General features: G+C 61.1%; 24 protein-coding genes. 15 read left to right on the forward strand and 9 right to left on the reverse strand.

The features are described from left to right. Positions 1–57: 57 nt before the first annotated feature. The 10 genes from G8767_RS17290 to G8767_RS17335 are packed head-to-tail and all read left to right on the forward strand — an operon-like array spanning position 58 to position 9584. On the forward strand, positions 58–897 hold the full coding sequence (locus G8767_RS17290) for an ABC transporter permease (protein ID WP_234036731.1): 840 nt from the start codon (positions 58–60) through the stop codon (positions 895–897). Next, entirely contained in the window at positions 897–1742 is an 846-nt protein-coding gene (locus tag G8767_RS17295) for an ABC transporter permease (protein WP_095970882.1), read from the forward strand. Before G8767_RS17290 ends, G8767_RS17295 begins: the two co-directional genes overlap by 1 nt. Continuing rightward, entirely contained in the window at positions 1739–2923 is a 1185-nt protein-coding gene (locus tag G8767_RS17300) for an MCE family protein (protein ID WP_166810820.1), read from the forward strand. Before G8767_RS17295 ends, G8767_RS17300 begins: the two co-directional genes overlap by 4 nt. Next, on the forward strand, positions 2920–3930 hold the full coding sequence (locus G8767_RS17305; RefSeq protein ID WP_166810821.1) for an MlaD family protein: 1011 nt from the start codon (positions 2920–2922) through the stop codon (positions 3928–3930). The genes G8767_RS17300 and G8767_RS17305 overlap by 4 nt, the downstream gene beginning before the upstream one ends. After that, positions 3927–4919: an MCE family protein gene (locus G8767_RS17310; protein ID WP_206029446.1), complete on the forward strand. Its 993-nt coding sequence runs from the start codon at positions 3927–3929 to the stop codon at positions 4917–4919. Before G8767_RS17305 ends, G8767_RS17310 begins: the two co-directional genes overlap by 4 nt. Next, positions 4916–5995, forward strand: coding sequence for an MCE family protein (locus G8767_RS17315; protein ID WP_166810823.1), 1080 nt, complete (start codon positions 4916–4918; stop codon positions 5993–5995). Before G8767_RS17310 ends, G8767_RS17315 begins: the two co-directional genes overlap by 4 nt. Further along, entirely contained in the window at positions 5995–7068 is a 1074-nt protein-coding gene (locus G8767_RS17320; RefSeq protein ID WP_166810824.1) for an MCE family protein, read from the forward strand. Before G8767_RS17315 ends, G8767_RS17320 begins: the two co-directional genes overlap by 1 nt. Beyond that, positions 7065–8303, forward strand: coding sequence for an MlaD family protein (locus G8767_RS17325; protein ID WP_166810825.1), 1239 nt, complete (start codon positions 7065–7067; stop codon positions 8301–8303). The genes G8767_RS17320 and G8767_RS17325 overlap by 4 nt, the downstream gene beginning before the upstream one ends. After that, entirely contained in the window at positions 8300–8884 is a 585-nt protein-coding gene (locus G8767_RS17330) for a hypothetical protein (RefSeq protein ID WP_166810826.1), read from the forward strand. The genes G8767_RS17325 and G8767_RS17330 overlap by 4 nt, the downstream gene beginning before the upstream one ends. Positions 8885–8942: 58 nt before the next feature. Beyond that, on the forward strand, positions 8943–9584 hold the full coding sequence (locus G8767_RS17335; protein WP_166810827.1) for a TetR/AcrR family transcriptional regulator: 642 nt from the start codon (positions 8943–8945) through the stop codon (positions 9582–9584). A gap of 3 nt (positions 9585–9587) precedes the next feature. On the opposite strand, the gene G8767_RS17340 is transcribed toward G8767_RS17335, so the two are convergent. The 3 genes from G8767_RS17340 to G8767_RS17350 all read right to left on the reverse strand — a co-directional run bounded on the left by G8767_RS17340 (position 9588) and on the right by G8767_RS17350 (position 13709). Further along, on the reverse strand, positions 9588–11126 hold the full coding sequence (locus tag G8767_RS17340) for a long-chain-fatty-acid--CoA ligase (protein WP_166810828.1): 1539 nt from the start codon (positions 11124–11126) through the stop codon (positions 9588–9590). Positions 11127–11217: 91 nt separating this feature from the next. Then, positions 11218–11997 carry an SDR family oxidoreductase gene (locus G8767_RS17345; protein WP_234036729.1) on the reverse strand — a complete coding sequence of 260 codons (780 nt, stop codon included), beginning with the start codon at positions 11995–11997 and terminating at the stop codon, positions 11218–11220. Then, entirely contained in the window at positions 11997–13709 is a 1713-nt protein-coding gene (locus G8767_RS17350) for a thiamine pyrophosphate-binding protein (protein ID WP_166810829.1), read from the reverse strand. Before G8767_RS17350 ends, G8767_RS17345 begins: the two co-directional genes overlap by 1 nt. A gap of 98 nt (positions 13710–13807) precedes the next feature. Here G8767_RS17350 and G8767_RS17355 point away from each other — a divergent pair, with 98 nt between their 5' ends. The 5 genes from G8767_RS17355 (at position 13808) to G8767_RS17375 (ending at position 20007) form a co-directional block, all read left to right on the forward strand. Further along, positions 13808–14743 carry a helix-turn-helix domain-containing protein gene (locus G8767_RS17355; RefSeq protein ID WP_166810830.1) on the forward strand — a complete coding sequence of 312 codons (936 nt, stop codon included), beginning with the start codon at positions 13808–13810 and terminating at the stop codon, positions 14741–14743. A gap of 112 nt (positions 14744–14855) precedes the next feature. Continuing rightward, positions 14856–16295: an aldehyde dehydrogenase gene (locus G8767_RS17360; RefSeq protein ID WP_166810831.1), complete on the forward strand. Its 1440-nt coding sequence runs from the start codon at positions 14856–14858 to the stop codon at positions 16293–16295. Positions 16296–16416: 121 nt separating this feature from the next. After that, positions 16417–17823, forward strand: coding sequence for a 4-hydroxyphenylacetate 3-hydroxylase N-terminal domain-containing protein (locus G8767_RS36570; protein WP_166810832.1), 1407 nt, complete (start codon positions 16417–16419; stop codon positions 17821–17823). Positions 17824–17855: 32 nt separating this feature from the next. Then, the gene (locus G8767_RS17370; RefSeq protein WP_166810833.1) at positions 17856–18839 is read left to right on the forward strand and encodes a nitronate monooxygenase family protein; all 984 of its coding nucleotides are present in this window, start codon (positions 17856–17858) and stop codon (positions 18837–18839) included. 16 nt (positions 18840–18855) lie between these two features. Continuing rightward, a complete protein-coding gene (locus tag G8767_RS17375) occupies positions 18856–20007 on the forward strand; it encodes an acyl-CoA dehydrogenase family protein (protein WP_124568935.1) in 1152 nt (383 codons plus the stop codon). 78 nt (positions 20008–20085) lie between these two features. On the opposite strand, the gene G8767_RS17380 is transcribed toward G8767_RS17375, so the two are convergent. The 6 genes from G8767_RS17380 to G8767_RS17405 form a co-directional block, all read right to left on the reverse strand. Beyond that, positions 20086–20862 carry an enoyl-CoA hydratase gene (locus tag G8767_RS17380; RefSeq protein WP_124568936.1) on the reverse strand — a complete coding sequence of 259 codons (777 nt, stop codon included), beginning with the start codon at positions 20860–20862 and terminating at the stop codon, positions 20086–20088. A gap of 57 nt (positions 20863–20919) precedes the next feature. Beyond that, entirely contained in the window at positions 20920–22014 is a 1095-nt protein-coding gene (locus G8767_RS17385; protein ID WP_124568937.1) for a CaiB/BaiF CoA-transferase family protein, read from the reverse strand. After that, entirely contained in the window at positions 22011–23558 is a 1548-nt protein-coding gene (locus tag G8767_RS17390; protein ID WP_166810834.1) for an acyl-CoA synthetase, read from the reverse strand. The genes G8767_RS17385 and G8767_RS17390 overlap by 4 nt, the downstream gene beginning before the upstream one ends. A gap of 57 nt (positions 23559–23615) precedes the next feature. After that, positions 23616–24584: an NADPH:quinone oxidoreductase family protein gene (locus G8767_RS17395; protein WP_166810835.1), complete on the reverse strand. Its 969-nt coding sequence runs from the start codon at positions 24582–24584 to the stop codon at positions 23616–23618. A gap of 199 nt (positions 24585–24783) precedes the next feature. After that, positions 24784–25620 carry an SDR family oxidoreductase gene (locus tag G8767_RS17400; protein ID WP_166810836.1) on the reverse strand — a complete coding sequence of 279 codons (837 nt, stop codon included), beginning with the start codon at positions 25618–25620 and terminating at the stop codon, positions 24784–24786. 40 nt (positions 25621–25660) lie between these two features. Beyond that, entirely contained in the window at positions 25661–26452 is a 792-nt protein-coding gene (locus G8767_RS17405; protein ID WP_166810837.1) for a maleylpyruvate isomerase N-terminal domain-containing protein, read from the reverse strand. Positions 26453–26584 lie beyond the last annotated feature (132 nt).

Raw genomic sequence — 26584 nt, forward strand, 5'->3', positions numbered from 1 at the left:
TTCCGAATATGACCGAAGAAACCCGACCAGAACGATGCGGCCGGAAAGGGGGATGGCGTGAGCACCGAACTTGGAACAACCGGGGACGCAACACCCGCCTCCCCCGCCAAGACGAACATGTTCTCGAACCTGCTGTCCGAAGTCGGACTGCTGTTCACCTTCACCGTTCGCGTGTGCGTTGCTGTGATCACGACCCTGCGACGCAAGCGTCTCGCCTGGCGTGAGGCGCTCGACCAGATGTGGTTTCTCGCCCACGTCACCTCGGTCGCCTCGGCGCTGGTGATGATTCCCCTCGGCGTGGGAGTGGCGCTGCAGATCGGTGCGCTCGCAGATCAAATCGGTGCAGGTGCGTACAGCGGTGCCGTGGTCGCGTTCCTCATCATCGGACAGGCCGGGCCTCTGGTGTGCGCCCTGATCATCGCCGGCGTCGGCGGTTCCGCAATCTGCGCAGACTTGGGCGCGCGAACGATCCGTGAGGAAATCGATGCGCTCGAAGTGCTGGGACTGCCGGTACTCGAACGCCTGGTCGTCCCGCGGATGATCGCCATCGCCGTCGTCTGCCTTCTCCTGAACTCGATAGTTCTCGTAATCGGTTTGGGCGCAAGCCTCTTCGTGCACGTCCTGATCCTCGACGGCAACGCCCAGAGCTTCCTGCGCAATCTCGTTCAATTCAGTCAGCCCAGCGATTTCGTCGTCTCCGGCATCAAAGCCGTTGCCTTTGCGCTCATCTCGGGAATCGTGGCCTGCTACAAAGGCCTGACCGTCAAGCGTGGAGCCCAAGGCGTCGGCGATGCCGTCAACGAGACCGTCGTGCTCTCGTTCGTTCTCGTGTTTGTCGCCAACCTCGCAATTACTCAGTTCTACCCGCTGTTCGTCTCGGTGAAAGGTGCCTATTGATGCACCTGCCCATCGCAATTCGTGCCAAACGTGTCAGTTCGCGCACCGTCGACGGCCTGAGTCGCCTCGGCGATCAGTTCACGTTCCACGCGCGTGTCATCACCTCGATTCCGGCAACCCTCAAGCGCTATTGGCGTGAAGTCGCCCGTCTCGTCGCCCAGGTGGCCTTCGGTTCTGGCACCCTGCTCGCCGGCGGCGGCAGCGTCGTCGTGATCTTCGCGATCTCGTTCTTCGCAGGTTCCCAGATCGGACTCGAGGGCTACCGCGGACTGAACCTCGTCGGCCTCGCACCGCTTTCCGGCGTGATGTCCGCCATCGCGAATACTCGCGAGGTCGCCCCACTCGTTGCCGCAATCACCCTGGCTGCCAAGGTCGGAACCGGATTCACCGCGCAGCTCGGAGCCATGCGGATCTCCGAGGAGATCGACGCACTCGAGGTCATGGCGATTCCCTCGCTGCGGTACCTGGTCACCACCCGAATGATCGCGGCGCTCATCGCGGTGGTCCCGCTGTACCTCGTCGGCCTATTTGCTTCGTACATGGCAACGGCGCTTGCGGTGATCCGGGTCAAAGGCCAGTCGGAGGGAACATACGGCTACTACTTCAGTCTTTTCCTCTCTCCCAACGACATCTGGTTGTCCTTGATAAAAGTCATGGTGTTCGCGGTCGTCGTGACCCTCGTGCACTGCTACTACGGTTATACCGCGACGGGTGGGCCTGAAGGCGTCGGCCGAGCAGCCGGACGAGCGCTGCGCACCAGCATCGTCTTCCTTGCCTTCACCGACGTCGCCATGACCATCGCGCTCTGGGGACTCAAACCTCAGGTTCCCGGGTTGACCGGATGATCGTCACGGACACCAGTCGAATTGCACTGGCACTGCGTGGTTTACTTGCGGTAGTCCTGCTGATCGTCGCCTACGTCTTCTTGTTCAGCAGGGGCACGGACACGTTCAGTTCCACACCGCAGGTCAGTGCTGTCGTCCCCGCCGGCGCCGGTGCGTTGAGAATCGGATCATCGGTTCAGTACCGCGGGGTCGTCGTCGGTTCGGTCGCCGACATCGAGCCTGGCACCACCGCTTCCACCATCTCGCTCGCAATCGACGAGGGTGCGTTCGAGGACATACCGTCGACAAGTCAGGTGCGGCTGATGCCCCGCAACATCTTCGGCGACTTCTTCGTAGACCTCATTCAACCTGACGAACTCTCGCGTGGTCCTGCTCTCGCACCGGGTACCGAGTTGGTATCCGATCAGTCCGAAGTCGCGGTCCAGCTCTACCAATCGATCTCACGGATCTACTCGCTCGTTTCTTCCCTCGACCCCGCCGACATCAACGTGGCGCTCACGGCAGTCTCGGATGCGATGAGCGGCAAGGGAAACCAGATCGGCGAGTCTCTCGATTCAGTCCGTCAAGCGTTGATCGGTGCGCAGCCCGTCATCGACGGACTCGGCGACGACCTCGACGACATAGCCACGCTCGCCGACAGTCTCTCGACGAGTGCGCCGGACATGCTCGCCGCATTCGAGAACTCCATCACCACATCCAAGACCGTCGTCGAGAAATCCGACGGATTGGCGGGGTTTCTGCGGGCCGGCACCAGTACGGGATCTGCCGCCACAAGTCTGATCGGTGACAATCGCGACCGCATGATCACCTTGATCGACGACGCCGATTCCCTCACCGGTGCAATCACTTCGCGGCCAGACCACATCACCACCTTCTACAACGGCCTGCGCAATCTCACGATCAATCTTCCGCCCGCGTTGGCCCACGGTCCGTGGCTCAGCACCGACCTACGGTTGTCTGTCACAGATCTGTATCCGTACGGAAAGACCGACTGCCCGCAATACGACGGGACTCGCGGCCCCAACTGTCCGGCCTCCGCGACCGCGTTCGGCGGAACCGTCGGCCCGGTTGGCAGCCCTGCCGAACGATCCCTGATCTCAGCTATCACCCAGGGCGGTACAGCTTTGGACACTCTCGTGGCGGGGCCGGTATTTCGCGGCACGACGGTGGTGGGCGGATGAGCGTGAAGAAATCTCTGATCAGGTTCGGATTGTTTGCCGCACTGTCTATTCTCGCCACCGTCGTCGTGGTGAGCACCCTGATCAACCCCATCTCCGGGTCGAGCTCGCAGTACCAGGCTGTCTTCGTCAATGCGTCCGGTCTGGTCACCGGCAGTGATGTCCAGATCGCCGGAGTCCGAGTCGGGCGCGTCGACAGCGTCGAGTTGGTGAACAACCAAGCCGTCGTCGGGTTCGAACTCGAATCCACACAACGTATTCCGACCGACGGTCGGGCGGTGGTGAGGTACGCGGATCTGTTGGGGGCACGGACGATCTCGATCGAACCAGGGCAAGACGGGGGCGCAACCGGCAATTACCTCTCCCCCGGGGCCACCATTCCCGTCGAACAGACTCAGCCCGCGATCGACCTCACCGACATCCTCGGCGGCTTCCGTCCCCTGTTCGACGCGCTCGACCCCACAGAAGTCAACGAGCTTGCCGCACACGTCGTCCAGGTATTCCAAGGACAAGGTTCCACCATCGAAAGCCTGCTGGAGCGCACTGTTGCCGTCACAGAGAACTTGACGTCCCGAGACGCGATCTTGGACCAACTACTGACCAACCTGGACCGGGTACTCACCGTCACCACGACGAATCGACCCAACTTCGTCGAGATGATCAACACGCTCGACACACTGGTCGGCGGTTTGGCACAGGACCGCCAACAGATTTCGGCCGCAGTTGATTCCGCGGGTTCCCTGACTTCTTCCCTTCAGGACCTCGTGACGCGCGTGGAACCCGAGTTGGCTGGCGCGCTGACTTCCGTCGATCAATCGGCTCGGGTCGTCGTCGACAATCGTGAGTCGCTGGCGACCGGTATCACCGCGTTCGATCAATTGTTCACCCAGTTGGGGATCGCGATGAGCTACGGAAGTTGGGCGAACATCTACATCTGCAACTTCCGACTCAGCGCGCTGGACCAGTCGGTGACTCTCGGCGGCCCCGAGCGTTCGGCGGTGTGCCGATGAACTGGCTCACCGTCAAGAACCCGGTCCGCAACGGAATCATCTGCATTCTCGTCGGAGTCTGTGTAGTTCTGGCCGCACTCGTTGTCCCTCAACTGATCTTGAAGGTCAAGACCAACGAGTATCACGCCGTCTTTGCCAACGCCACCGGATTGACGCAGGACGATCCGGTCAACGTCGCAGGAGTCCCGAGCGGGGTGGTCACCTCGTTGGCGGTCAGCGGCAACTCCGTTGAAGTCACCTTCCGACTCGACGACGGCGTCACACTCGGCGAAGACTCCCGTGCGGACATCAAGATCTCGACTCTGCTCGGCCGACGCTCGCTCGACATCACTCCGAACGGATCGCGCTCGCTACCCGGAGGTTCGACCATTCCCATCGAGAACACGAGTGTTCCGTTCACTCTCGACGATCTCGGACGAGGAGCACAAACCACTTCGGAAAACCTTGATCTGCAACAACTGCGAAATATGCTGACCGTGGTGTCCGACAACTCACCGGACGATCCCGAACTCATTCGCCGCTCACTCGAGGGAATCGACGCACTCTCCGGAGTAGTCAACGACAACGACGATGCACTCCGTTCCCTTCTCACCGGCGCGCAGCAGACGACCACAACGTTGATCGAGCAGAGGGACACGCTGGAAACCCTTCTGGGAAATGCGGATCTGGTGATGTCAACGATCGCCGACCGGCGAGATGTGCTGACTGCGCTCGTGCAAGACCTGAATCAGTTGAGCACCACCATTGCCCAGTTCCTCGGTGACAATCAGGCATTGGTCGACTCGGTCTTGGGAGACATCCACGAGGTGACGGGAGTTCTGTCCGAGAACGAACAATCACTGACCACGCTGCTCGATAACTTCGCACCCAGCGTTCGGTACGTCACAAACGCGACCGGCAACGGCAACTGGCTCGATCTCAACTCACCCTCCACACTCATCCCGGACAACTGGTTGTGCGTCGTCGGGCTTGTTCAGGGGTGTCGATGACTACGACCGTCAAGAAACTCGCCGTGCTGGCAGCGATAGTGATCTGCGCGATCGGTGCCGTCCTGTTCGTCACGCGTGACGAACACCGACTCACTCTCACCGCCGAATTCACCTCGACCGACGCAATCTTCACCGGTAACACGGTGACGATTCTGGGAGTTCCCAGCGGAAGGGTCGAGAGCGTCACGCCGGAAGGGTCCCGGGTTCGAGTGGCGCTGAGCCTGCCATCCGGAACACGTATACCGGCCGACGCGCAGGCCTGGGTCCTTTCTCCCTCGGTCATCAGTGACCGCACAATCGAACTCGGCCCCGGCTACGAGGGCGGTGAATTCCTCGCGGACGGCGCAGTGATCCCTCTCGAACGAACTCACTCCCCGCTGACATGGGACCAGCTCACCGCATCGGTGAACGAACTGACGGTCGCGCTCGGCCCTGGCACCGACGGCGGTGGGATCGGTGACCTCATCGGAGAAGGCGCTCACGCGTTGGACGGCAACGGGCAAGCATTCAACGATGCCGTGCAGTCCATCTCACAGGCCAGTTCGGTACTGGCCGGCGCGAGTCCTGACATCTCCGAACTGGTGAAGAACCTGAACACCCTCGTGCAGTTGATCGCGGACAACCAGACCCAGGTCGACTCGCTGTCGAACTCGGTGACCGTCACGGCACGCGCGTTCGGTACCCAGCGAGAAGACATCAGCGGGGCGCTCGATTCCCTGACCACGTTGCTCGGACAGGTCTCAGCGCTACTCGCCGAACACGGCGAGGCGGTCACCGCCGATCTGGGTACGCTTGCACAGTTGGCCGGCGCAGTCGCGACCAAACAGGACCAATTGCGCGAGATCATTGAAACGGCACCAACGGGATTCGAGAACGTTTCCAACCTCGTCACCGAAGAAGGCCGAGCCAGAGCACGGTTGAACGTCGCCACCGATCTCTCACAGTTCGACACGACACGAGAACTGTGCGAGAAGATGCCGATTCCGCTGTGCACAGGGCCCGGAATCGTCAATCCCATCGAATTTCCCTCGGTAGGCAGCTCCGACCTGGCACGCATCCTCGGTGGGGGCAACTGATGGCGTCGAACAAGTCCGTAGTGAGCGTTGTCGTGGCACTCGCCATCGCGGCGCCTTTGACCGGCTGCAGTCTCAACTTCCAGCACCTCCCTCTCGGGCGCTCTCTGCCGGGAGAGTCGTACCCGCTGAACATGGAATTCGTCGATGCGTCATTGCTTCCCGTCGGCGGCGAGGTGCGTATCGGTCAGGCAGTGGTCGGCAGAGTCACGTCGATGAGCGCGGAAACCTTTGCAGCCGTGGTACATACCGAGATCGAATCCGATATCGAACTACCCACCGGCACCCGCGCTCGGATCGAGTTGTCCACCCCGATCGGCGATGCGTTCGTCAACCTCGAAGTTCCGGTCGATTCAACCGGCCCCATGCTCGTACCAGGTTCCACCATCGAGCGTTCGGAGACCGTCCGCGGACCCGACGTCGCACAACTACTCGGCGCCGTCGGAACTTTGTTGAACGGCAGTGGGTTGGCACAGGTCAAGACCATCGTGAGCGAGGCTGATCAGATTCTCGACGGCAGGGAAGAGACGATCCGCGATCTACTTGGGCGCCTGGACACTTTTCTCGGGACACTCGAAGACCGAAAGGAATCGATCAACTCGGCGCTGGACTCGCTGAATCGGCTGAGCGCTCTCATCGGCGACGAGAGCGCCACCATCGACGAAGGCTTGCGCACACTCACACCCGCATTGGGCGTGATCGCCGACCAACGACAACCGCTCCTCGATCTACTCGACGAGACCGACAGACTCAGTACCGCAACCAATTCCGTACTCGACCAGTCGGCCGACCAGATATCAGAGATAACCGGACGTCTGTCACCTATCCTCGACCAGTTCTCGGCAATGGGCCCGACACTGGGTGAGACGATGGCCAACCTGGACAATGCGAGAGCGCTCCTCGAGCGCGCCAGCCCAGGTGATTACGTGAACATCGACCTCGACGTCGATGTCGAGGGCACCGTGACCGGAGTGCTCAACGAGATAATTCCGGGCGCCGCACCGCCACTGCCACCTCTGCCCGCCTCCGATCGGGAACTGCCGATCACGACACCCCTGCAAGGAGGAACGCGATGAAGAACCGAACCGTCTATTTCGAGATCGTCGCCTTTCTCCTCATCGCGGTGGTCAGCACGACGTATGTGCTCCGACAAGTAGGTGCTGGAGATCCCTTCACCGGAACATTCTCGGTCACCGTCGAATTGGAGAACGCGGCTGGAATCGCTCCGGGTTCGGAAGTGGCCTATCGCGGAGTCACCGTCGGCGACGTCGAGTCGGTGGAGGTTGACTCTGCCCGGGACCTCGTCGTGATGACGCTGAGCATCGCCGCCGACCAACAGATCCCCGACGATTCGCATGCGGCCATCAGCCAGGACACCGCAGTCCCGGTACTGAAAGTTCAGTTGTCTTCACAGACCGACGGCGGCCCGTATCTGCATGAAGGCTCAGTTGTTCCGACTGAGCGCACGTCGATCCCGGTCGCGTTGGGAACCGTGATCGCGAACTTCAACGCTGCTGCCGACACCGTCGATCCGGCAGACCTACGGACACTCTCGCACGAACTCGGCGAGGGATTGAACGGATTGGGCCCGGATCTGCAGGCGCTCGTCGACAACTTCGACGTGCTTGCGCGCACCGTTCAAGCCGATCAGCCCCGTGTCAACACGCTCGTCGAGAACTCGCGCTCATTGTTTGCTGCGAACGAGGAGAATGTCGACGCTCTTCCCGAAGTTGCACTCACACTTCGCCAATTGACTGATCAGGTACGAAACTCCGATCCGCAACTGCGCACTCTCCTCGATCGAAGCCCGAGCGTTCTCGACAATCAGATACTGCCTCTCATCGAACAGAGCCGCGAGCCGTTCAGTCTTCTGTTGGCCAATTCTCTCGTCTCCACTCAGATCGTCACCGCACGGATGCCCGCGGTCGATGCCTTGTTGGTGGTGGTGCCCAAAGGTTTCGAGAAGTTCGGAAGTATCGTCGAAGACGGACGCGCACAGCTTGATCTGATCACCGCACTGGGTCCGGTTTGTATCTACGACACGCCCCGGCGATCGGTACAGGACACCTCACCGACCACGCTCGACAAGAACCAACACTGCGCGGACCAGTCGGGCCGGATCCAGAATCGCGGCTCACAGAACGTCCCCACCGGAACTGGAACGATCGACGGGGTTGCCGAATACGATCCTGCCCTCGGCACGGTTGCAGCCGGTGACGGAACGTCGATTCGTCTGGGCCTCAACGGTGGTCAGAACACCGTTCTCGGTGACAACTCGTTTGCCGCACTACTAGTACAAGGAACGCAATGACCGAGACACCCCAGTCCGAGACACCCCAGTCCGAGACACCCCAGTCCGAGACACCCGAGCCCGAGATCTCCGAGAGTCCAACACCCACAGTCGTCGAGAAGCCCACGCGCCTTCGCAAGCAGACCCTGCTGATCGTTGCCGGCGCCTTGGTCGTCGTAGCGGCGCTCGGCTGGGGCGCCTTCGCGACCTGGCAGAGATCGATCGACGAAGACGCCCGCACCAGCGCACTGGACAGCGGACGGCAATTCGCCACTGATCTTGCGACGTACAACTTCCAGAACCTCGATCAGAACCTCTCCGTGGTGCGCGACAACTCCGTCGGCGAGTTTGCCGGCCAGTACGCCCAGGTGGCCGCCAATCTGCAGAACATGATCGTGCAGTATCAGGCGACCTCGTCCGCTCAGATCATTTCTGCCGGGCTGGCGAGCAGCGACCGGGACAATGCCGAGGTGCTCGTTTTCCTCGATCAGACGATTACGAACACCAACTCCCCGGATCCGAGGATCGACCGCAACCGCATGCAACTGTCGCTGGTCCGCGAGGACGGCGAGTGGAAACTGAGCAACGTGCAGTTGTTGTGACCTCGTCACGGCGTAGTATCTCCCCGAGCATTATCGAGCGATAGCTAGGGGACCCCGTATGGCCACGAAAGATTCGGCGAAGGACGCCACAGCCAGTTGGCGACGGATCGAGCCGCTCGAGCTGACTCCTATCCTGGAAGCCGCCCTCGAAGGATTCTACGACAACGGATTCCACGGAACGTCGGTACGCGAGATCGCGCGTCGTGTCGGTGTCACTATTCCCGCTCTCTACTACCACCACCAGAGCAAGGAAGGGATTCTTCTTGCTCTCCTGGAAGTTTCGACCAGCGACGTGCTCGCACGAGCACACACCGCCTACGCCGACGGTGGAGACGACCCCCGGCAACAGCTCACCAATGTCGTCGAAGCGATCGTCCTTCGCATGACCACCCGGTCACGCCTTGCGGCTCTCGAGGGCGAGGTGCGGTACCTCAGCCCCGAAAACCGCCAGCGATACCGCGTCGTACGAAAGGGTGTCGAGGAACTGGTACTGGGCATCGTGACGGAAGGCGCGGAACGAGGCGCCTTCTCGGTGGCGGACATACCCGAGACCACGCGCGCGCTGCTCGCGATGTGCCAGTCGATTCCGCGTTGGTATCACGCGGAGGGAGAACTCACCCCGGCAGAGGTGGCTCAGAAGTACGCCGTGATCGCACTGAACACGGTTGGATGCAAACCCAGCCGCAAGCGTGCACGTTGATTCTCACACCGTCGTGTATCGCGCCCGAAGTTCACGCTTGAGGATCTTGCCCGTAGCGCCCAACGGGAGTTCGGTGACTATCTCGATGGACTTGGGGCACTTGTAACCGGCAAGTCGGCTTCGGACGAAACCTGAAATCACGTCGGGATCGAGTTGATGTCCTGCAGCAGCAACTACGACGGCTTTGACCGCCTCGCCCCACAATGGATCCTCCACTCCGATGACGGCGACTTGGGATACTCCCGGATAATCGGCGATGACCGATTCGACTTCGATGGGATAGACGTTCTCTCCACCCGTGATGATCATGTCCTTCATCCGATCGGTGATGTAGACGTAGCCCTCGCTGTCGACCCGTCCCACGTCGCCGGTATGGAACCACCCGTCGGCATCTATCGCAGCGGCAGTCTCTTCCGGACGTCGGTAGTAGCCTTCGGTCGTTTGAGGAGACCTGACATAGATCTCGCCGGCCTCGCCGATCGCAACTTCCTCGCCTTCCGGTGACATCACCTTCAGTTCCACCCAGGGGTACGGTTTTCCCACCGAGCGCAGCAGTCCGACGTTCTCGCCGTCCACTGCATGGTCACAAGAATCGAGTTGCGTTACTGCTCCATGCGTTTCGGTCAGCCCGTAGACCTGGAAAAGGGGCGTGCGGAACGTCTCGAGAGCTCGCTTCAAGACCGACGGTGTGATCGGGGAAGAACCGTAGGCGATGGATCGGAGAGTTGCGAAATTGCGCTCTCGCGCACCTGGCACGTCGACCAGCATCCCGATGACGGAAGGCACGAGGAAGGTATTGGTGATACTCATCCCTTCCATTACTTCCAACAGACCGTCAGGTGTGAATTCCGGGAGAACGACGTTGTGGGCTCCATTCGCGAGTCCCACGAGTACCCAACCCAATCCGCCGATGTGGAACAGTGGCATCGCACACAAGCTGACCGAGGATTCGTCGAATCCCCATGGCCCACCGGTTCGCGTGCATGCTTCCAGGTTCCTGTTGGACGTGAGAACGCCTTTGGGTTTTGCCGTGGTTCCGGATGTATACAGTTGCAGTACAACGTCGTCCAGGCTTCCGCGCCATCCCGGATCGACCGAACTTGCGCCTGCCGATCGAGCTTCGTAGTCGAACTCCTCGGAACCGTCGATCTTCACAACGCGCAGCTTCGTGACTCCCGATGCCTGCACCGCCGACACCACGCCCTCGAATTCACTGTGGAAGAACAACACCCGAGCGTCCGCGTCGGCGAGCACCTCGGCAACCTCGGCGCCGGACAACCGCCAATTGATCGGGATTGCCACTGCCCCGATCTTTGCTGCCGCAAGTACGATCTCGACGACTTGAGTCGAGCTTCTGTCCACCACGGCCACCCTGGTTCCCGAGCTACAACCCAGGTCGAGAAGAACGTTGGCCAGCCGACTGGTACGGAGGTCGAGCTCGGCAAACGTCATCGACCCGTCTCGACCTGTCAACGCGAGGGCGTCCGGTCGTGCAGCAGCGTGGCGTCGAGACTCATCGCCAAGGCGATATTGTGAGCACATCGTGAAAAGCCCCTTCTGGATTGGACGTAACTTCCGGCCCAGGCGTGTGCACGACGCCCGAGCGCTGTCTAACCGACGAACTCTCGACGAGCTATTGCATCGCCTCGATGTGTTTCATCACGTCCGGGTACCGACGCAAGTGAGCACCGCCGTTGACATCGAGAACCTCACCCGTGATCCACGAAGAAGCATCGGAGGCGAGGAAGAACACCGCTTCGGCAACGTCGCGAGGCAACCCGTTACGGCCGAGCGGAGTGTTCTCCGTGAAGTCCGCCTGAATAGCCGGAACACCGGTGAGACCCTCGACAAGAGGCGTTTCGACAAGACCTGGCGAAACCGCGTTGACGCGTATCCCCCGGTCTCCGAGTTCGAGTGCCGCCACCTCGGTGAGCATGGCGAGGCCCGCTTTCGCGGAGCAGTATCCCGCAAAACCTGCTGCTGCCTGTCGTGCGTTCAGCGAGGTGATCGACACGATCGATCCACCGGCAGTCATGGCACGCGCAGCATGCTTGATCACGAAGAAACCTCCGGTGAGACAGATGTCAACGGTTCGCTGCCAAGTTTGCGCCTCCAAATCCGTGATGAAGCCCGGCAGATTCACCCCTGCACAATTGACCGCGATATCCAACCGACCGTGCTGCGCCTTCGCCCCCTCGAATATCGCCTTGACCGATTCTTCGTCGACGACGTCGACCCGGACTGCTTCAGCTCGCCCACCGAGTTCTACGGCGCGTTTCCGCCCGCCTTCGACGTCGATGTCACCGATCACGACGATCACACCTCCAGCGGCCAGCAATTGCGCTGTTGCCCAACCGATACCGGAGGCTCCGCCGATGACGACGGCTACCGCGCCTTCCATTCGCCCGGGCATCAGCGAGGAATGTTCTCGTAGTACGGGACAACGATTTCGTCCGTACTCGTGACGTCGCCCAGCATCATCGTCGTGATGGGGTGGACCACGTGCGGGTCCACCTCGACGTTGATACATGCAGGAACCCCCGCGTCGAACGCACGTTTCATAGCGTCGGCAATGGAGGCGACGTCCTTCACACGCTCACCATATCCACCAAAGGCCTCGGCAACTTTCTCGTATGCACTGTCTGCGAGTTCGGACACGACAATTCCTTCGTCCCCGTACACCGCTTCCTGGCCGTGGATCGACATCCCCCACACTGCATTGTTGAATATCACTGTCACAACCGGTATTCCGTGACGGGCCATCGTGTCGAATTCCTGGATGTGGAATCCTGCGGCGCCGTCACCCGTAATGAGCACGACCGGTGATTCCGGTCGTGCTCGATGTGCGCCGATTGCGAAACCCGGCCCGACACCCAGACACCCGAGGTAGCCGAGCCTCAAGACACCACCAACTACTTCGGTGGTCGTGAAGAATTCACCCCACGACGGGGCCTCGGCACCGTCCATCACGAAAGTCGTACCAGGCGGGCAGGCTTCGACGATCGCGCGCGCTGCGAAGTACGGATGCGCCTTACCGCTTTCCGTCGCTTGGTCCTCGAAACCATGCCGGTGCGCGTGTTTCGCACTGGTGGCGGCATCGACCCAAGCACTCCAATCGGGCCATTGACGTTGCTCAGCAGCAGTTTTCAACGCGATTAGCGCTTCTCGACAGTCGGCAAGTATCGGAACGTCCACATCCTGCATACGTCCGATTTCGGACGCGTCGACGTCGATCTGAACCAACCGCGCCCCGGGGAACAAACTGGTGCGTCCGCCGGTGAACATTCCGGCGCGGGCCCCGACAACGAACACCACGTCGGGCGTCGGCTGCCCGAGGGCAGGCAATGAACCGATTGCCAGCAACCCGCCGCCGGCGAGGCGATGGCTTGCGGGTACTGCTCCATCGGACTTCCCGGGGTAGAACACCGGCACGTCCACCGTTTCCGCGAACGCCACAAGTGCCTCGCTCGCGTGGGAGAAAGTGACGCCGCCGCCGATCACAATAGCGGGGTTCGTCGCTTCACCGAGCAGATCGAGAGCGGCCTCGACCGCCGCGGCAGTCGGACCCGACCTCGCACTCAGGGTGTAGTTCACCGGAAACCTCACGGTGTCCTCGTCGGCTTCACCGAACATCACGTCGATCGGCACTTCCAGCAACACGGGCCCCGGAATTCCGGTCGTCGCCTTACGAATTGCCAGAGCAACTATCTCGGGAACGCGCGCCGGATCGGTGATGCGATATGCCCACTTGGTCACTGGAACGGCCGCGGCAATCTGATCGAAACCACCCTGAAGCGGATTCGTCTCGGTCTCGCGCATCGGCGGAGCACCGACGACGAAGACAGTCGGAGTGCGATCGAGGAGTGCATTGGTCAGCGCGGTGTAGACATTGGTGAAGCCTGGGCCGGAGGTGACCACACAAACGCCGTAATTGCCCGTCACCCGCGCGTATGCATCCGCAGCGTGTCCCGCAGTGGCTTCGTGTCGGGTGTCGGTGAGCCGAATGCCATATCGCCGACAAGCTACGAGGAAAGCATCCAAATGCCCTCCATGGAGGGTGAAGACCTCGGTAGTGCCCGCTTCGGCTAGTGCCCTGGCCAGTAGTTCGCCACCGTTGACAATCATGTATTTCCTTCCGAATCTCGTGCTTGATTAACGATCGCTAAGTCATTTCACTGTATCGTGGGTCACAGTGCGACGCCAGAGTGGCATTATGCGAACACATGGCACGAAATTCCCCCCAAACCGATCGAATCGTCATGTTGACCGAACTGCTGGCATCCGACCCCACGACGGGGCGGAGCCTCGCCGACATCGCACGACACCTCGGCGTCGCAAAGGCAACCTGCTACCCCATGGTCGTCGCTCTCACCGAGGCCGGCTGGCTCGTACGTCACCCGATCCGCAAGACCTACCAACTCGGCCCGGCACTAGTTCCCATCGGCCAAGCCGCCTCCCGCGCAATCGATGTCGTCGATCTTTCCCGTACCGTCATGCAAGAGCTGGCCGACACATCCGAACTGGCCTGTCTCGGATTCATCCGATCCGGCGCCGACCTCGTTGTCGCCGAGGCAATTCAACCGATCTCCAAACGCAGCGGAACTCTCGGCTTGCGCATCGGCGACAATGTACTGATGGCACCTCCACTGGGGGCAGGCCTTGCCGCATGGTTCGACGAGGACGACCTTCACGAATGGTTTCTCCTCGGTAAAGAAGCATTGGACACGGAGGCCACACTTCTACGGTCGGAGTACGAGCCGATCCTCATGGCCATTCGAGAGCGCGGTTTCGCCGTGGAATGCCTTCGCCAACAAGAACGTTCAATTTCCGACGCCGTCACCCAGATGCGCGGGCCGGGAGTCGGCGGCCAGAGGGCCGCACTCGCACTGAGAGAAGCACGACGTCTTCTGTCTGCGGATGTCGCGGTCGGAACACTCGACCTCGACGCCAATTATCAACTGCTGTCCGTCAATGCCGTCGCCTTCGCCCAGGACTCGACACCGGCACTGATCCTCTGCCTGGTCGATGCCCCGTCACCACTGACCGGGGAGCGGATCGCCGAACTGGGCAAACTCGTGCGGGAAGCCGCCGATCGGGTCACCACTCTCATGCACGGCCGAACACCTCGACCATTGACATCCGCAGACGGAGCAACATAGCTTGTAAATCCTATCGCTTATATAACGATCGCTAAGTCTATGAGCGTGGCGGTCCGCCTACGTCCCGTGACCACCCCGATCCCCGCACACCCTTCGGCCGCAAGGAGCCTCCATGACTCTGACTCACTCCGCCCTTTACATCGACGGAACCTGGCAATCACCGACGACGCCGGACGCCATCTCGGTGCACTCGGCCAGCACAGAGGAGAAGATCGGCAGTGTGCCGGACAGCGCACCCAACGACGTCGATACTGCCGTCGCGGCGGCGGGCCGAGCCTTCCGGACGTGGTCGCGACTCGCGCCTGCCGACCGAGCCGACGCCTTGGATCGATTTGCCGCAGCCCTGGGGCGTCGCGCGGATCTCACAGCTCGATTGGTCAGCCAGCAGAACGGAATGCCGATCTCGATCTCCACTGTTGCCGAAGGACAAGGACCTTCGGGGCTTTTGAGCTATTACGCCGCGCTTGCCCGCACGACCGAGCTCGAAGAACACCGTAACGCGCTGGCCGGAACGGGAACCACCATTGTTCGGAAAGAGCCGATCGGTGTTGTCGCCGCGATTGCCCCGTGGAACTTCCCTTCGCTTCTCGCAATGATGAAAATCGCCCCCGCGCTCGCATCAGGATGCACCGTTGTACTGAAGCCGTCGCCCGAGACCGTGCTCGACGCGTTCGTCCTGGCCGAGGCCGCAATGGAGGCCGACCTTCCTGCCGGTGTTCTCAACATCGTCACCGGAGGACCCGACATCGGCAAGTACCTCGTCGCTCATCCGGGCGTGCACAAGGTCGCCTTCACCGGCTCCACACCTGCAGGGCGACACATCGGAGCAACCTGCGGCCAACTACTGCGACCGGTATCGCTCGAGCTCGGCGGCAAGTCCGCCGCAGTCATTCTCGACGATGCGGACCTCGACGCGACGATGGCAGGTTTGGCGACGGCATCGTTGATCAACACCGGCCAGACCTGCTACGCCTCGACAAGAATTCTCGCGCCCGAAGGACGCTACGAGGAGGTGCTCGATGCCGTCACCGCAATGGTCGAGTCGCTACCGGTGGGCGACTCGTTGGACCCCACCACCTTCATCGGCCCTCTCGTGAGCGCCGGGCAGCGCGAACGTGTCGAGTCCTTCATCGCCACGGGCACTGCGGAAGGCGCACGGATCACGACCGGCGGATCACGACCGCGCGCACTCGAGCGCGGATGGTTCCTGGAGCCAACCGTTTTCGGTAACGTCTCCGCGAACCACACGATTGCAACCGAAGAGATCTTCGGCCCCGTCCTCTCTGTCATTCCATACACCGACGAGGCACAGGCCATCGCAATCGCCAACGATTCCGAGTACGGCCTCGGTGGAACCGTGTGGACTGCCGACTTCGATCGCGGGTTGGAAATAGCCCGCTCAGTCGATACCGGTTCGTTCGGGATCAACGGCTACACACTCGATTTCGGAGCACCGTTCGGAGGCACCAAGGCGAGCGGGATCGGTCGCGAGCTCGGACCGGAAGGCCTGGCCGCATACTTCCAGACCAAATCGATCTTCACCACGGCCTGATTCGCCACCTGCGCCATGAGTGCCCGGAAATCGTCGAGCACACGACGATTGCACACTTACTTAACGATCGTTAAGCTAGGTTCAATGCAGTAACCGCGACAGAAGATCAAGGAAGTATCCAGTGGCCGTGCGATCCAGTGACCAGTACCGAAAAGGGCTCAGCGACGATCGTCGAGTCTTCTACCGAGGCAAGAAGATTTCCGATGTCTACGCCGAACCCGAACTGACTCTCGCAGTCGATCATTCGGCATTGTGCTACGACATCGCCGACGATCGACCCGACCTCGCGGTCACCGATGTCGACGGTGACCCAGTCAGCGCGTTCTACGTGGCGCCGACATCTGCGGACGATCTGATTCGACGCGGCGCCCTGATCGAGGAAGTATCGCGGCGCGGCGGCGGAACCATCGTCCTCAAAGAGGTGGGCAGCGATGCGTTGTTCGCCCTTCTGCGTGCAACCACGGGTGAAGGTCTCGAGAATGCGCGCGCTTTCTACAAGCGGGTCTGCGACGGCGATCTCGCACTCGCCGTCGCGCAAACCGACGTCAAGGGTGACCGGTCACTTGGACCGCGCCAACAGGCAGACCCAGACCTCTACCTGCACATCGTCGACGAGGACGCCGACTCCATCACCGTGCGCGGCGCGAAGTGCCACACTTCGTTCTCCGCCAACGCCGACGAGTTGATCGTGCTGCCCACCCGCGCGATGGGCCCCGAAGACGCCGATTACGCAGTGTCCTTCGCCATCCCGATCGACACACCAGGTCTCGAACTGTACGTCTCTCCCTACGCTGCCGGAGAACGCAACTCCTTCGAATTTCCGATCTCCACGAAACACAAACTCCTCGAATCGCTCACCGTCTTCAACGATGTCCGAGTACCGAAGAATCGAGTCTTCCTCAACCGTCAACCCGAACTTGCCGGGCCACTCGCGCTGGCGTTTGTCGATTACCACCGCTTCACCGCCATCAACTACAAGTTGCCCCTACTCGACATCATGGTCGGAGCAGCTTCACTGATCGCCGAGGCCAACGGCATCAGCAAGGCAGGCCATGTAAAGGGCAAGATCACCGAACTGATCACCTGGAGCGAGACCGTCCGTGGACTGGCTCAACTCGCCGCCGTTCGATCGAAGCCAGGAGCACACGGTGTCCGGCAACCAGATCCGCTTGCCGTCAACATGGCCAAATACCACTTCGCACATGGATTCCACAACGCGGTCGCCATCCTCACCGATCTCTCAGGTGGCCTCCTCGCCACCGGCCCCGGCGGTGAAGACTGGGACAATCCCGAAATTCGTGCAGTTCTCGAAAAATACTACGCTGCAGCAGTTCCTGCCGAAAAGCGTCTACGTCTGTTGAACTTCATTGCGGATCTGACCGCCCGCGACTACGGCGGATACCAGTCAGTCCTGGCTACGCACGCAGAAGGATCGCTCGAGGCCGAGAAACTGCAGATCTCACGCTCCTTCGATCCGACGAGGGCACGCGAATACGTCAGCGACCTCGCCGGAATCACCCACCTCTGACCATTCGTCCCGAGAGAACAACAAGGATTTTCATGATCTCGACAGCATTCACGGAAACGTTCGGCGTTCGCCACCCCATCGTCCAAGGTGGAATGCAGTGGGTCGGCAGAGCAGAACTCGTCGCAGCCGTCGCCAATGCCGGCGCCTTGGGATTCATCACCGCACTCACGCAGCCGACGCCGGCCGACCTGGCGAACGAAATCGCCCGATGCCGCGACCTGACCGACCAACCGTTCGGCGTCAACCTCACAATTCTGCCGTCGATCACGCCACCGCCGTACGACGAGTACCGCCAGGTGATCGTCGACTCAGGCGTGAAGATCGTCGAGACCGCAGGTTCCAATCCCGCACCTCACCTGCCGATCTTCCATGACGCCGGCATCAAAGTGCTCCACAAGTGCACAACAGTCAGGCATGCGGTGAAGGCACAGGATCTCGGTGTCGACGGAATCAGTATCGACGGATTCGAGTGCGCCGGCCATCCAGGGGAGGACGATGTCGCAGGCTTGGTCTTGATTCCAGCTGCCGCAGAGAAGATTTCGATACCCATGATCGCTTCCGGCGGCTTCGCCGATGCACGCGGTCTGGTCGCCGCGCTGGCACTCGGAGCAGACGGCATCAACATGGGTACACGATTCATGTGCACCACCGAGTCTCCGATCCACCAGAACATCAAAGAAGCGATAGTCGCCGCAGACGAAACACAGACCGAACTGATCTTCCGACCACTCCGCAACACTGCACGCGTGGCAAGCAACACCGTCAGCCGAGAGGTTGTCGAGATACTCTCCCGCGGCGGGCAATTCGAGGATGTGCGCGACCTGGTAGCAGGAGCGCGAGGGCGAACCGTCTACGAAACCGGTGATCCCGACGCCGGCATCTGGACGGTCGGCACATCACAGGGACTGATCCACGACATCCCCACCGTAGACGAGTTGGTCCAGCGCATGGTGTCCGAAGCAGAGGACATCATCGGGGCACGCTTGCGTTCGATGACCGAACGCGTTTCCGTCTAGGACAGGAGAGCAACCCATGCGTCGAACACTGTTCACAGCCGACCACGATGCCTACCGAGAGACCGTGCGCGAGTTCATTGCCCGCGAGATCATGCCTCACTACGACAGCTGGGAAGAAGCCAGGCTCGTCGACCGATCGGCGTGGCTCGCCGCCGGCAAGATGGGTATCGTCGGTCTGGCCGTCCCCGAACAATACGGAGGCTCGGGTGAACTCGACTACCGGTACCGGTATGTGGTCGCCGAAGAGATCGCCCGTACCGGTACCACCTCGTTCGGCGCCGGACTCGGACTTCAGGACGACATCGTCATTCCGTACATCGCCGACCTCGGCACAGACGAGCAGAAGGCACGTTGGCTACCGGGTATGGCTGCCGGCGAACTCATCTGCGCCATCGCGATGACCGAGCCGGGTACCGGCAGCGATCTGCAAGGCATCAAGACCTCGGCTGTTCGAGATGGCGACGACTGGATCTTGAACGGACAGAAGACCTTCATCACCAGCGGTATTCACGCCGACATCGTCATCGTTGCAGCGCGCACCGATCCCGAAGCCGGGTCGCGGGGATTCAGCCTCCTCGTGGTCGAACGTGGGATGGACGGATTCACCCGCGGTCGCAAACTCCACAAGGTGGGGCTCGCAGGTCAGGACACAGCCGAGTTGTCGTTCGACAATGTGAGAGTCCCGGCAGGCAACCTCCTGGGCGAGGAGGGTGGAGGCCTCATTCATCTCATGGAGCGCCTTCCCCGTGAGCGCCTGTCGATCGCAGTGAGCGCAATCAGTTGCGCGCGTGCGGCCTACGAATGGACCAAAGGCTACGCGTTCGACCGCACCGCCTTCGGAAAGCCGATCGGCGACTTCCAGAACACTCGATTCGCCCTCGCCGAGATGCTGACCGAGATCGACGTGACACAGGCATACGTCGACAACGCAGTCCTGGCCATCAACGACGACCAGCTGTCAGCAGTCGAAGCGGCACAGGCAAAGTGGTGGGCCAGCGAACTTCAGAAGCGCGTCGTGGATCGTTGCGTACAACTACACGGCGGATACGGCTACATGATGGAGTATCCGATCGCCCGGGCCTACGTAGACAGCCGAATCCAGACCATCTACGGCGGAACCACCGAAATCATGAAGGAGATAATCGGCCGCGACATCGCGAAGAGTTGATCAGCACCGAGAACGACCGTGGTCCCGAACATCCTGTGTTCGGGACCACGGTCATTGTAAGCACCGTTCTCGCTCCGTCTATCCGAAGACTGCTGCGCGCTTTTCCTGAAACGCCGCAACACCTTCGGCGAAATCATCACTGCCCAACAGGTCGATCTGGCCTGAGCGCTCGCGTGTGAACGCATCACCGAGTTCGGTGAGCGTAGCGTCGTTGATCGCCTTCTTGGTAAACCGAAATGCAGGGGACGACCCGGCGACCAATCGGTGCGTCAGGTCTGCCAACTCCACCGCGAAAGCGTCGTCCTCGCACACGTGTGAGACCAGGCCGCAGTCGAAAGCATCTCGAGCGGATAATCTTTCGGCCAGCAGTGCCATGCGCATGGCGCGCGCGCGACCGATCGACGCTGCCACCAGTGCGGTGGCTCCACCGTCCGGCATCAATCCCACCTTTGTGAACGCGAGCAGAAAGTAACTCGACTCCGCTGCGAGCACGAGGTCGCACGCCAAAGCCAGCGAAACACCCACACCTGCCGCAGGGCCTCGTACCGCAGCGACCACCGGAAACGGAAACTCTCGAATGGCCTGCACCAAGGCATTGGCGGCATCGATCGTGTCCGCCGACGGCGGACCGGACAACGTCACGCCCGCGAGGTCCGCGCCCGTGCAAAAGGCCTTGCCCTCTCCTTCGAGAACCGCCACCCGCACATCCGAAGATTGTGTGTGCTCGACGAAGATCGTGGCAAGACTCTCCAGGGTTTCGGTAGTCAACGCGTTCATTCGCGCTGGCCTGTTGACGACTATGCGGAGCACTCCGCCGTCTCGGCTCGCGTAGACATCCGGTCGCGTTTCGGTCATTGAAATTCCTTGTCAGTCAGAATCGATCGAGTTGTGCTACAAAAGTTGATCTGCCACTCAGTCGCCCAGCCAATCCTTCGTCACGGCGGTGGTATCGACCCCGGGTGGCCGGGCACCTGACGGCTGCACAGTCCTGGAACGGGAGAACCGCGGCGCGGGTGCCGCCTGCACTATTCCGTCGGCTTCGACAAGAGTTCCCCGCTGGGCAAGATGCGGGTGCAGCGCGGCTTCGGCGGGGCTCAGGACAGGAGCAACACAAGCGTCCGTCGATTCGAACAGCGCTGCCCAGGCGTCTCGTGTGCGCAACGAGAACGCCTCTGTGAACCGTTCTCGGATTGTGGGCCAGCCACTTCGATCCATCTGATCGGGCAACGATTCCGGCGCGATATCCAGGCCTTGGAGGAGCGCCGCGTAGAACTGCGGTTCGAGGGCACCGACTGCTACGAACTTACCGTCCGAACATTCGTATGTGTCGTAGAACGGCGTGGAACCGTCCAGGAGGTTGGTTGCACGTGAGTCACTCCACTGTCCGCTCCCTCGCAACGACCACATCATCTGCGCCAACACCGAAGTTCCGTCGACAATTGCGGCATCGACCACTTGTCCTGTGCCCGAACGCTCTCGCTCGTACAACGCAGAGACGATTCCGAGGATCAAGAACATGGAGCCACCGCCGAAGTCTCCGACGAGGTTCAGCGGAACCGTGGGTTTCTCGGCCGGACCGATAGCGTGCAGGACTCCGGTCAGCGCCAGGTAAGTGATGTCGTGTCCCGCCCGCTGCGCGAGTGGGCCGTCTCGACCCCATCCCGTCATACGTGCGTAGATCAGCCGGCTGTTGAGTTCGGTGCACACGTCGGGGCCGAAACCCAACCGCTCGGTCACGCCGGGCCGAAAACCTTCCAGGAACACATCGGCTTTCGAAACGAGGGCCCTCACCAACTCTCGGCCTGACTCGGTCTTGAGGTCGGCTTCCACCGACCGTCTCCCACGCAAAAGTTGGTCCTGCTCTCGTGGCGAGATCTCGAGTCCACCGGACGGACGCTCGACTCGAACAACGTCCGCTCCGAGATCTGCAAGCATCATCGCAGCGTGCGGCCCCGGACCCAACCCCGCGAGTTCCAGCACTCGAACACCGTGCAACGGGCCGCTCATCCGATGGAAACCTTGCCTGAATAGCGATCGCGCAGTTTTCCTTTGACCAATTTCCCGGTCGGAGTTCGAGGTAGATCCGTACTGAACACGAGTCGCCTCGGCAGCTTGTACTTGGCGATCTGCGCGCGCAAATGAGAAAGCAGTTCATCGCGAAGCGCATCGCCGGCTTCGGCTTCGGGGACTGGCTGGACGACAGCCATCACTATCTCCCCCATCTCGTCGTCGGGCAACCCGATCACCGCCGCGTCCAATACCGAGGAATGCTCGATCAGCACGTTCTCGATCTCCTGCGGATAAATGTTCACACCGCCCGAGATGATCATGAAGGACTTACGGTCGGTCAGAAATAGGTAACCCTCCTCGTCCACGAAGCCGACATCACCCGTAGTCGTCCAGGCCGGGTGGGCGGGATGCTGTGCCTCCTGGGTCTTTTCGGGCGCATTGTGATAGTTGAATGGCAACTCGTCACGTTCGAAGTACAGCGTACCCACCTCGCCGGGGGGTAGATCTTCGCCGTTCTCCCCGCATATGTGGAGCACTCCCAGGGCGGCCCGCCCCACCGTGCCCGGCTTTCGCAGCCACTCGTCCGAGTGAACGATGGTCATGCCGTTGAGTTCCGTCGAGGAGTAGTACTCGTCCAGAATCGGCCCCCACCAATCGATCATCTTTCGCTTCACATCGACGGGACACGGTGCGGCCGCGTGGACGGCGAGTCGCAGAGACGACATGTCGTAACGGTCGCGAGTTTCTTGTGGCAGTTTGAGCAGGCGCACGAACATTGTCGGCACCCACTGGCTGTACGTGATGCGATAACGCTCGATGTATTCCAGAGCCTTCTCCGGATCGAACCGATTCATCACCACAACGGTTCCGCCCAGCGCCTGGACCGACGCGCACGTCCGGAGCGGAGCGGCGTGATAGAGGGGCGCCGGGGACAGATAGATGTCGTCTTCGGTGACACCCCAAACACTTTGGTTCATCGCCGTCATCTGATCGCCGGGATCCTGTATCTGACGATTCGGCAGAGCCGGCTTGATGCCCTTGGGACGGCCGGTGGTTCCCGACGAGTACAACATGTCGGCGCCGCGCGGCTGATCCGGGAGCGGGACGTCCGACTCCATGTCAGCCGCCCGGTCGAGGGAGTCGTATCCGTCGAGTTGACCGCCGAAGGAAAGCCTGGTCACCTGCCGGGGAACGAGTTCGGACAATGTCGCGGCCAGTTCGCTCAGAGCAGCATCGACGATGACTACCTTTGCCTCACAGTCCTCGACGATATATGCACCTTCCGGAGCGGTCAGGTGCCAGTTCACCATCGTCAGGTAGACACCGGAGCGCATAGCCGCCCAGTAGATGTCGAAGACCTGAACGTTATTGGTGGCGAGTACGGCCAGGTTGTCACCCCGCCGCAACCCGAGTCCGTGGAGAACTCGCGCAATCCGAATCGAATTCGATTCCAGTTGCGAGAACGTCACCGCTTCGCCGGTCTCGGCAACGATCACCGCGGCCTTGTCCGGGTTTGTCGCAACATACGCTCCGGGATACATGGTTTACTCCAAGGTTCGTTCGCTGAGGTCTTGTTCACAAAGTTGTTCGTGTGGAGATCATTCGAGAGAAAGCGCGACTTTTCCTACCGCCGTGCGCTCGCTCAACGACGTCAGTGCATCGGCAGCACGCGCCAAGGGGCAGAGGGTGGGCTCGGGCACCCTCAGAACTCCCGACCCGAGCAGGGGATAGAGCTCCTGCCATTGACGCTGTAGATACCGGGGATCGGTTTTCAGATATTCACCCCATCCTGCACCCGTCACCGAAATATTCTTCAGGAGAAGTCGATTCACCTTGACCGTGGGAATATCACCGCCGGTGAATCCCAAAACGACCAGGCGACCGTTCGGCGCAAGGCTGCGCAGGCTGTCGGTGAAGCGGTCACCACCGACCGGATCGAGAATGATGTCGACACCGCGCCCATTCGTAATCCGTTGGACGCGTTCCTTCCACCCGTCGACCGACACGACGTGCGTTGCCCCGGACTCCACGGCGATCTTCTCCTTCTCGCCCGTACTCACGACAGCGACCGTCTCCAGACCGAGCGCAGACGCGACATGCAACGCGGCAGTACCCAACCCACCGGCCGCGCCGTGAATCAGGACGGTCTCGCCGGCACGGTATCGCGCACGTTCGTCGAGGGCGAAGTGCGCGGTCAGATAATTCAGGAGAAATCCCGAACCGGCCGAGAGCGAGACCACATCAGGCAGAGCGAAGACATTGGACGGCTCGACCGCAACGGTCTGCTGCCACGAGCCTTCCCCGGTCGTCAGCACGGCCACGCGCCGCCCGGGCACGAAGCCTGACCCTGGCGGCGCGCTCCGAACGGTACCGGCACCTTCAATCCCTGGTACGCAAGGTAGTTCGAGCACCATTTGGTAGCCGCCCGTGGTCTGGAGAAGATCAGGGAAACTCACGCCGGCGGTGTGCAAATCAACTACCACCCGTGCGGGATCGACAGGTTCGTCGACATCGACCAACGACAAACCTTCGGGCCCTGTCGCCTCCACCAAGTGGACTGCTTTCATTCAAACTCCTCGGACTGATTCCGGCGACTTCCTCGGCAAACGGAGTCCTCCACAGCAACAGCTTAACGATCGTTAAGTAAGACTCTACGACGACAGGCAATGCCATGGCAATGGCGCTCGACCACGGAACGTCCCGTACTGCAGTCTTCGGCGAGGTTTGCGCGGCCACACCGGCAGAGCGCGGCTTTCGATCAGGTTGTCAGTACAGGTAATCCTCGCCGCTGGCGCGGACGGTTATGTCACTGATGCTGATACCCCACGGTTGATCGATGATGTGAACGACAGCGTCGGCCAGGTCGTCGGGCTTGATCAGCCAGTATTCGATGGAGTCGACATCCTTCTGCCCGGGGCTGAGGGTGCCGTCGGCCAGGTGCCCGACGTTCTCCATGTAGGTACCCGCACGTTGACCGGTGAGACCGAGGATCGCGTTCTCGTTGACGATCCAGCTCGCCAAGTTCGTTCCTGTCACACCCGTGGGCTTGACAGTCGTCACCTTGATCTTGCCCTTGGCTTCGATTCGCAGTGAATCCGAGATCGTGGTGACTGCAGCCTTGGTTGCGCTGTAGACGCCGGAACCGTCGACGCCGGCGTTTCCGAAGATCGACGAGATGTTGACGACTTGACCGCGACCCTGCTCGATCATCTGGTCGTATACCGCAGAGATTCCGTTGACGACGCCCTTGATATTGATGTCGATTGCCTTGTGCCACTTCTGCCACGCACGTTCGTGATCGGCGAAATATGCGAGAGGCATGACGCCTGCATTGTTGACGAGTACGTCGAGCGCCCCGTACTCCGAAATGCCGTGCTGCGCCGCGGCGATGACCTGATCCATGTCGGTGACGTCGGCAACCTTGTAGGTGCCGGTGAATCCCGCGGCCGCGATACCGTCGAACACAGTCTTCAGGCCCGCCTCGTTGATGTCCACGCCGACGACTTTGGCGCCCTGCGCAGCCACCTTCTCGGCGATGAGTTGACCGAACCCACCCCCTGCACCGGTGATGAGAATGACCTTGTCCTGCAAGTACTGAGACATAACTGTTTCCTCGTGTTCTGGATTTCGGGTTCGGTGTGGGTCAGACGATGTCGATGGCATCGAGGACTGCGGCGACGGTCCTGCGGTCGCCGGAAACCTCGACGGCAGACCGCCATGCAGATCGGGTGGTCCCCCACCGCAGAAATTCGGTGGCTTGGGTGGTCGCGACGTTCTCCGGCACGTCGTCAGATTCGGTGACGGTCACTCCCCCATCGCCACGAGAGATGACGAAAGTGCGCTCGGTGGCGCCGTTGAGGCGCAGTGCCACAGGCGATGTCAACGCGGTGGCGACAGCTTCGCCGCACATCTGCGGGAGCCCAGCAACCATCCAGTCGATCGCCGGATCGACTGCGGCCGCCACGTCGATCTCACCGTGAGGAATCGGTCCGAACGGCGCCAGAAGATCCGACGTCAAATGGACGAGATGGTCGAACGACACCGCGTCACTGAGCTGATGCAGGCGATAAGTCCCGAGGTCGAGCATCTCGAGTGTGTTGTTGCGAAGCTCCTCTGTCTGCAGCGAGGCCAACGTCGCGAGCCCCGCTTCGGATTGCTCCCGGTAGTAGTCCAGGATCTGCTCGTGCGGTAGATCGGCACGCTCGCGGACGGCAGCGTCGTTGAGCCGCTCGGACTTTCCACTGGGGTTCGGCGGGAACACCAGATCCGGGTCGGCGATGAAGTTGAAGAAGAACGCCATGTGACCGATGAGGTCGTGGACGCGCCAACCGTGGCACGCAGTGTCCGCTTCCCACTCGGTAGTCCCGAATTGCTCGGCTATCTTCACGGTATTTTCTGCCAGCGCACGAGCGCCGGCGAGTCCTGCGTCGGACATGGTGGCTCCGTAAGTTGTTAGTTGGTCCGGAAGTGCTGGGTGTGGCTGATGGTGTCTTGCCTTGTGTGGCTCGAAACGAGTGGCCGCCCAGCGCTTCGGGACGCCCTGGCTGCTGATTGAAAAATGTGCTTC

The sequence above is a fragment of the Rhodococcus sp. IC4_135 genome (assembly GCF_011602025.1).
Lineage (GTDB): Bacteria > Actinomycetota > Actinomycetes > Mycobacteriales > Mycobacteriaceae > Rhodococcus_F > Rhodococcus_F baikonurensis.

Excerpts from the sequence above, each read along its gene's own strand:
- G8767_RS17295 (WP_095970882.1), top strand. The coding sequence starts at position 897 with ATGCACCTGCCCATCGCAATTCGTGCCAAACGTGTCAGTTCGCGCACC.
- G8767_RS17300 (WP_166810820.1), top strand. The coding sequence starts at position 1,739 with ATGATCGTCACGGACACCAGTCGAATTGCACTGGCACTGCGTGGTTTA.
- G8767_RS17305 (WP_166810821.1), top strand. The coding sequence starts at position 2,920 with ATGAGCGTGAAGAAATCTCTGATCAGGTTCGGATTGTTTGCCGCACTG.
- G8767_RS17310 (WP_206029446.1), top strand. The coding sequence starts at position 3,927 with ATGAACTGGCTCACCGTCAAGAACCCGGTCCGCAACGGAATCATCTGC.
- G8767_RS17315 (WP_166810823.1), top strand. The coding sequence starts at position 4,916 with ATGACTACGACCGTCAAGAAACTCGCCGTGCTGGCAGCGATAGTGATC.
- G8767_RS17320 (WP_166810824.1), top strand. The coding sequence starts at position 5,995 with ATGGCGTCGAACAAGTCCGTAGTGAGCGTTGTCGTGGCACTCGCCATC.
- G8767_RS17325 (WP_166810825.1), top strand. The coding sequence starts at position 7,065 with ATGAAGAACCGAACCGTCTATTTCGAGATCGTCGCCTTTCTCCTCATC.
- G8767_RS17330 (WP_166810826.1), top strand. The coding sequence starts at position 8,300 with ATGACCGAGACACCCCAGTCCGAGACACCCCAGTCCGAGACACCCCAG.
- G8767_RS17335 (WP_166810827.1), top strand. The coding sequence starts at position 8,943 with ATGGCCACGAAAGATTCGGCGAAGGACGCCACAGCCAGTTGGCGACGG.
- G8767_RS17340 (WP_166810828.1), bottom strand. The coding sequence starts at position 11,126 with ATGTGCTCACAATATCGCCTTGGCGATGAGTCTCGACGCCACGCTGCT.
- G8767_RS17345 (WP_234036729.1), bottom strand. The coding sequence starts at position 11,997 with ATGCCCGGGCGAATGGAAGGCGCGGTAGCCGTCGTCATCGGCGGAGCC.
- G8767_RS17350 (WP_166810829.1), bottom strand. The coding sequence starts at position 13,709 with ATGATTGTCAACGGTGGCGAACTACTGGCCAGGGCACTAGCCGAAGCG.
- G8767_RS17355 (WP_166810830.1), top strand. The coding sequence starts at position 13,808 with ATGGCACGAAATTCCCCCCAAACCGATCGAATCGTCATGTTGACCGAA.
- G8767_RS17360 (WP_166810831.1), top strand. The coding sequence starts at position 14,856 with ATGACTCTGACTCACTCCGCCCTTTACATCGACGGAACCTGGCAATCA.
- G8767_RS17370 (WP_166810833.1), top strand. The coding sequence starts at position 17,856 with ATGATCTCGACAGCATTCACGGAAACGTTCGGCGTTCGCCACCCCATC.
- G8767_RS17375 (WP_124568935.1), top strand. The coding sequence starts at position 18,856 with ATGCGTCGAACACTGTTCACAGCCGACCACGATGCCTACCGAGAGACC.
- G8767_RS17380 (WP_124568936.1), bottom strand. The coding sequence starts at position 20,862 with ATGACCGAAACGCGACCGGATGTCTACGCGAGCCGAGACGGCGGAGTG.
- G8767_RS17385 (WP_124568937.1), bottom strand. The coding sequence starts at position 22,014 with ATGAGCGGCCCGTTGCACGGTGTTCGAGTGCTGGAACTCGCGGGGTTG.
- G8767_RS17390 (WP_166810834.1), bottom strand. The coding sequence starts at position 23,558 with ATGTATCCCGGAGCGTATGTTGCGACAAACCCGGACAAGGCCGCGGTG.
- G8767_RS17395 (WP_166810835.1), bottom strand. The coding sequence starts at position 24,584 with ATGAAAGCAGTCCACTTGGTGGAGGCGACAGGGCCCGAAGGTTTGTCG.
- G8767_RS17400 (WP_166810836.1), bottom strand. The coding sequence starts at position 25,620 with ATGTCTCAGTACTTGCAGGACAAGGTCATTCTCATCACCGGTGCAGGG.
- G8767_RS17405 (WP_166810837.1), bottom strand. The coding sequence starts at position 26,452 with ATGTCCGACGCAGGACTCGCCGGCGCTCGTGCGCTGGCAGAAAATACC.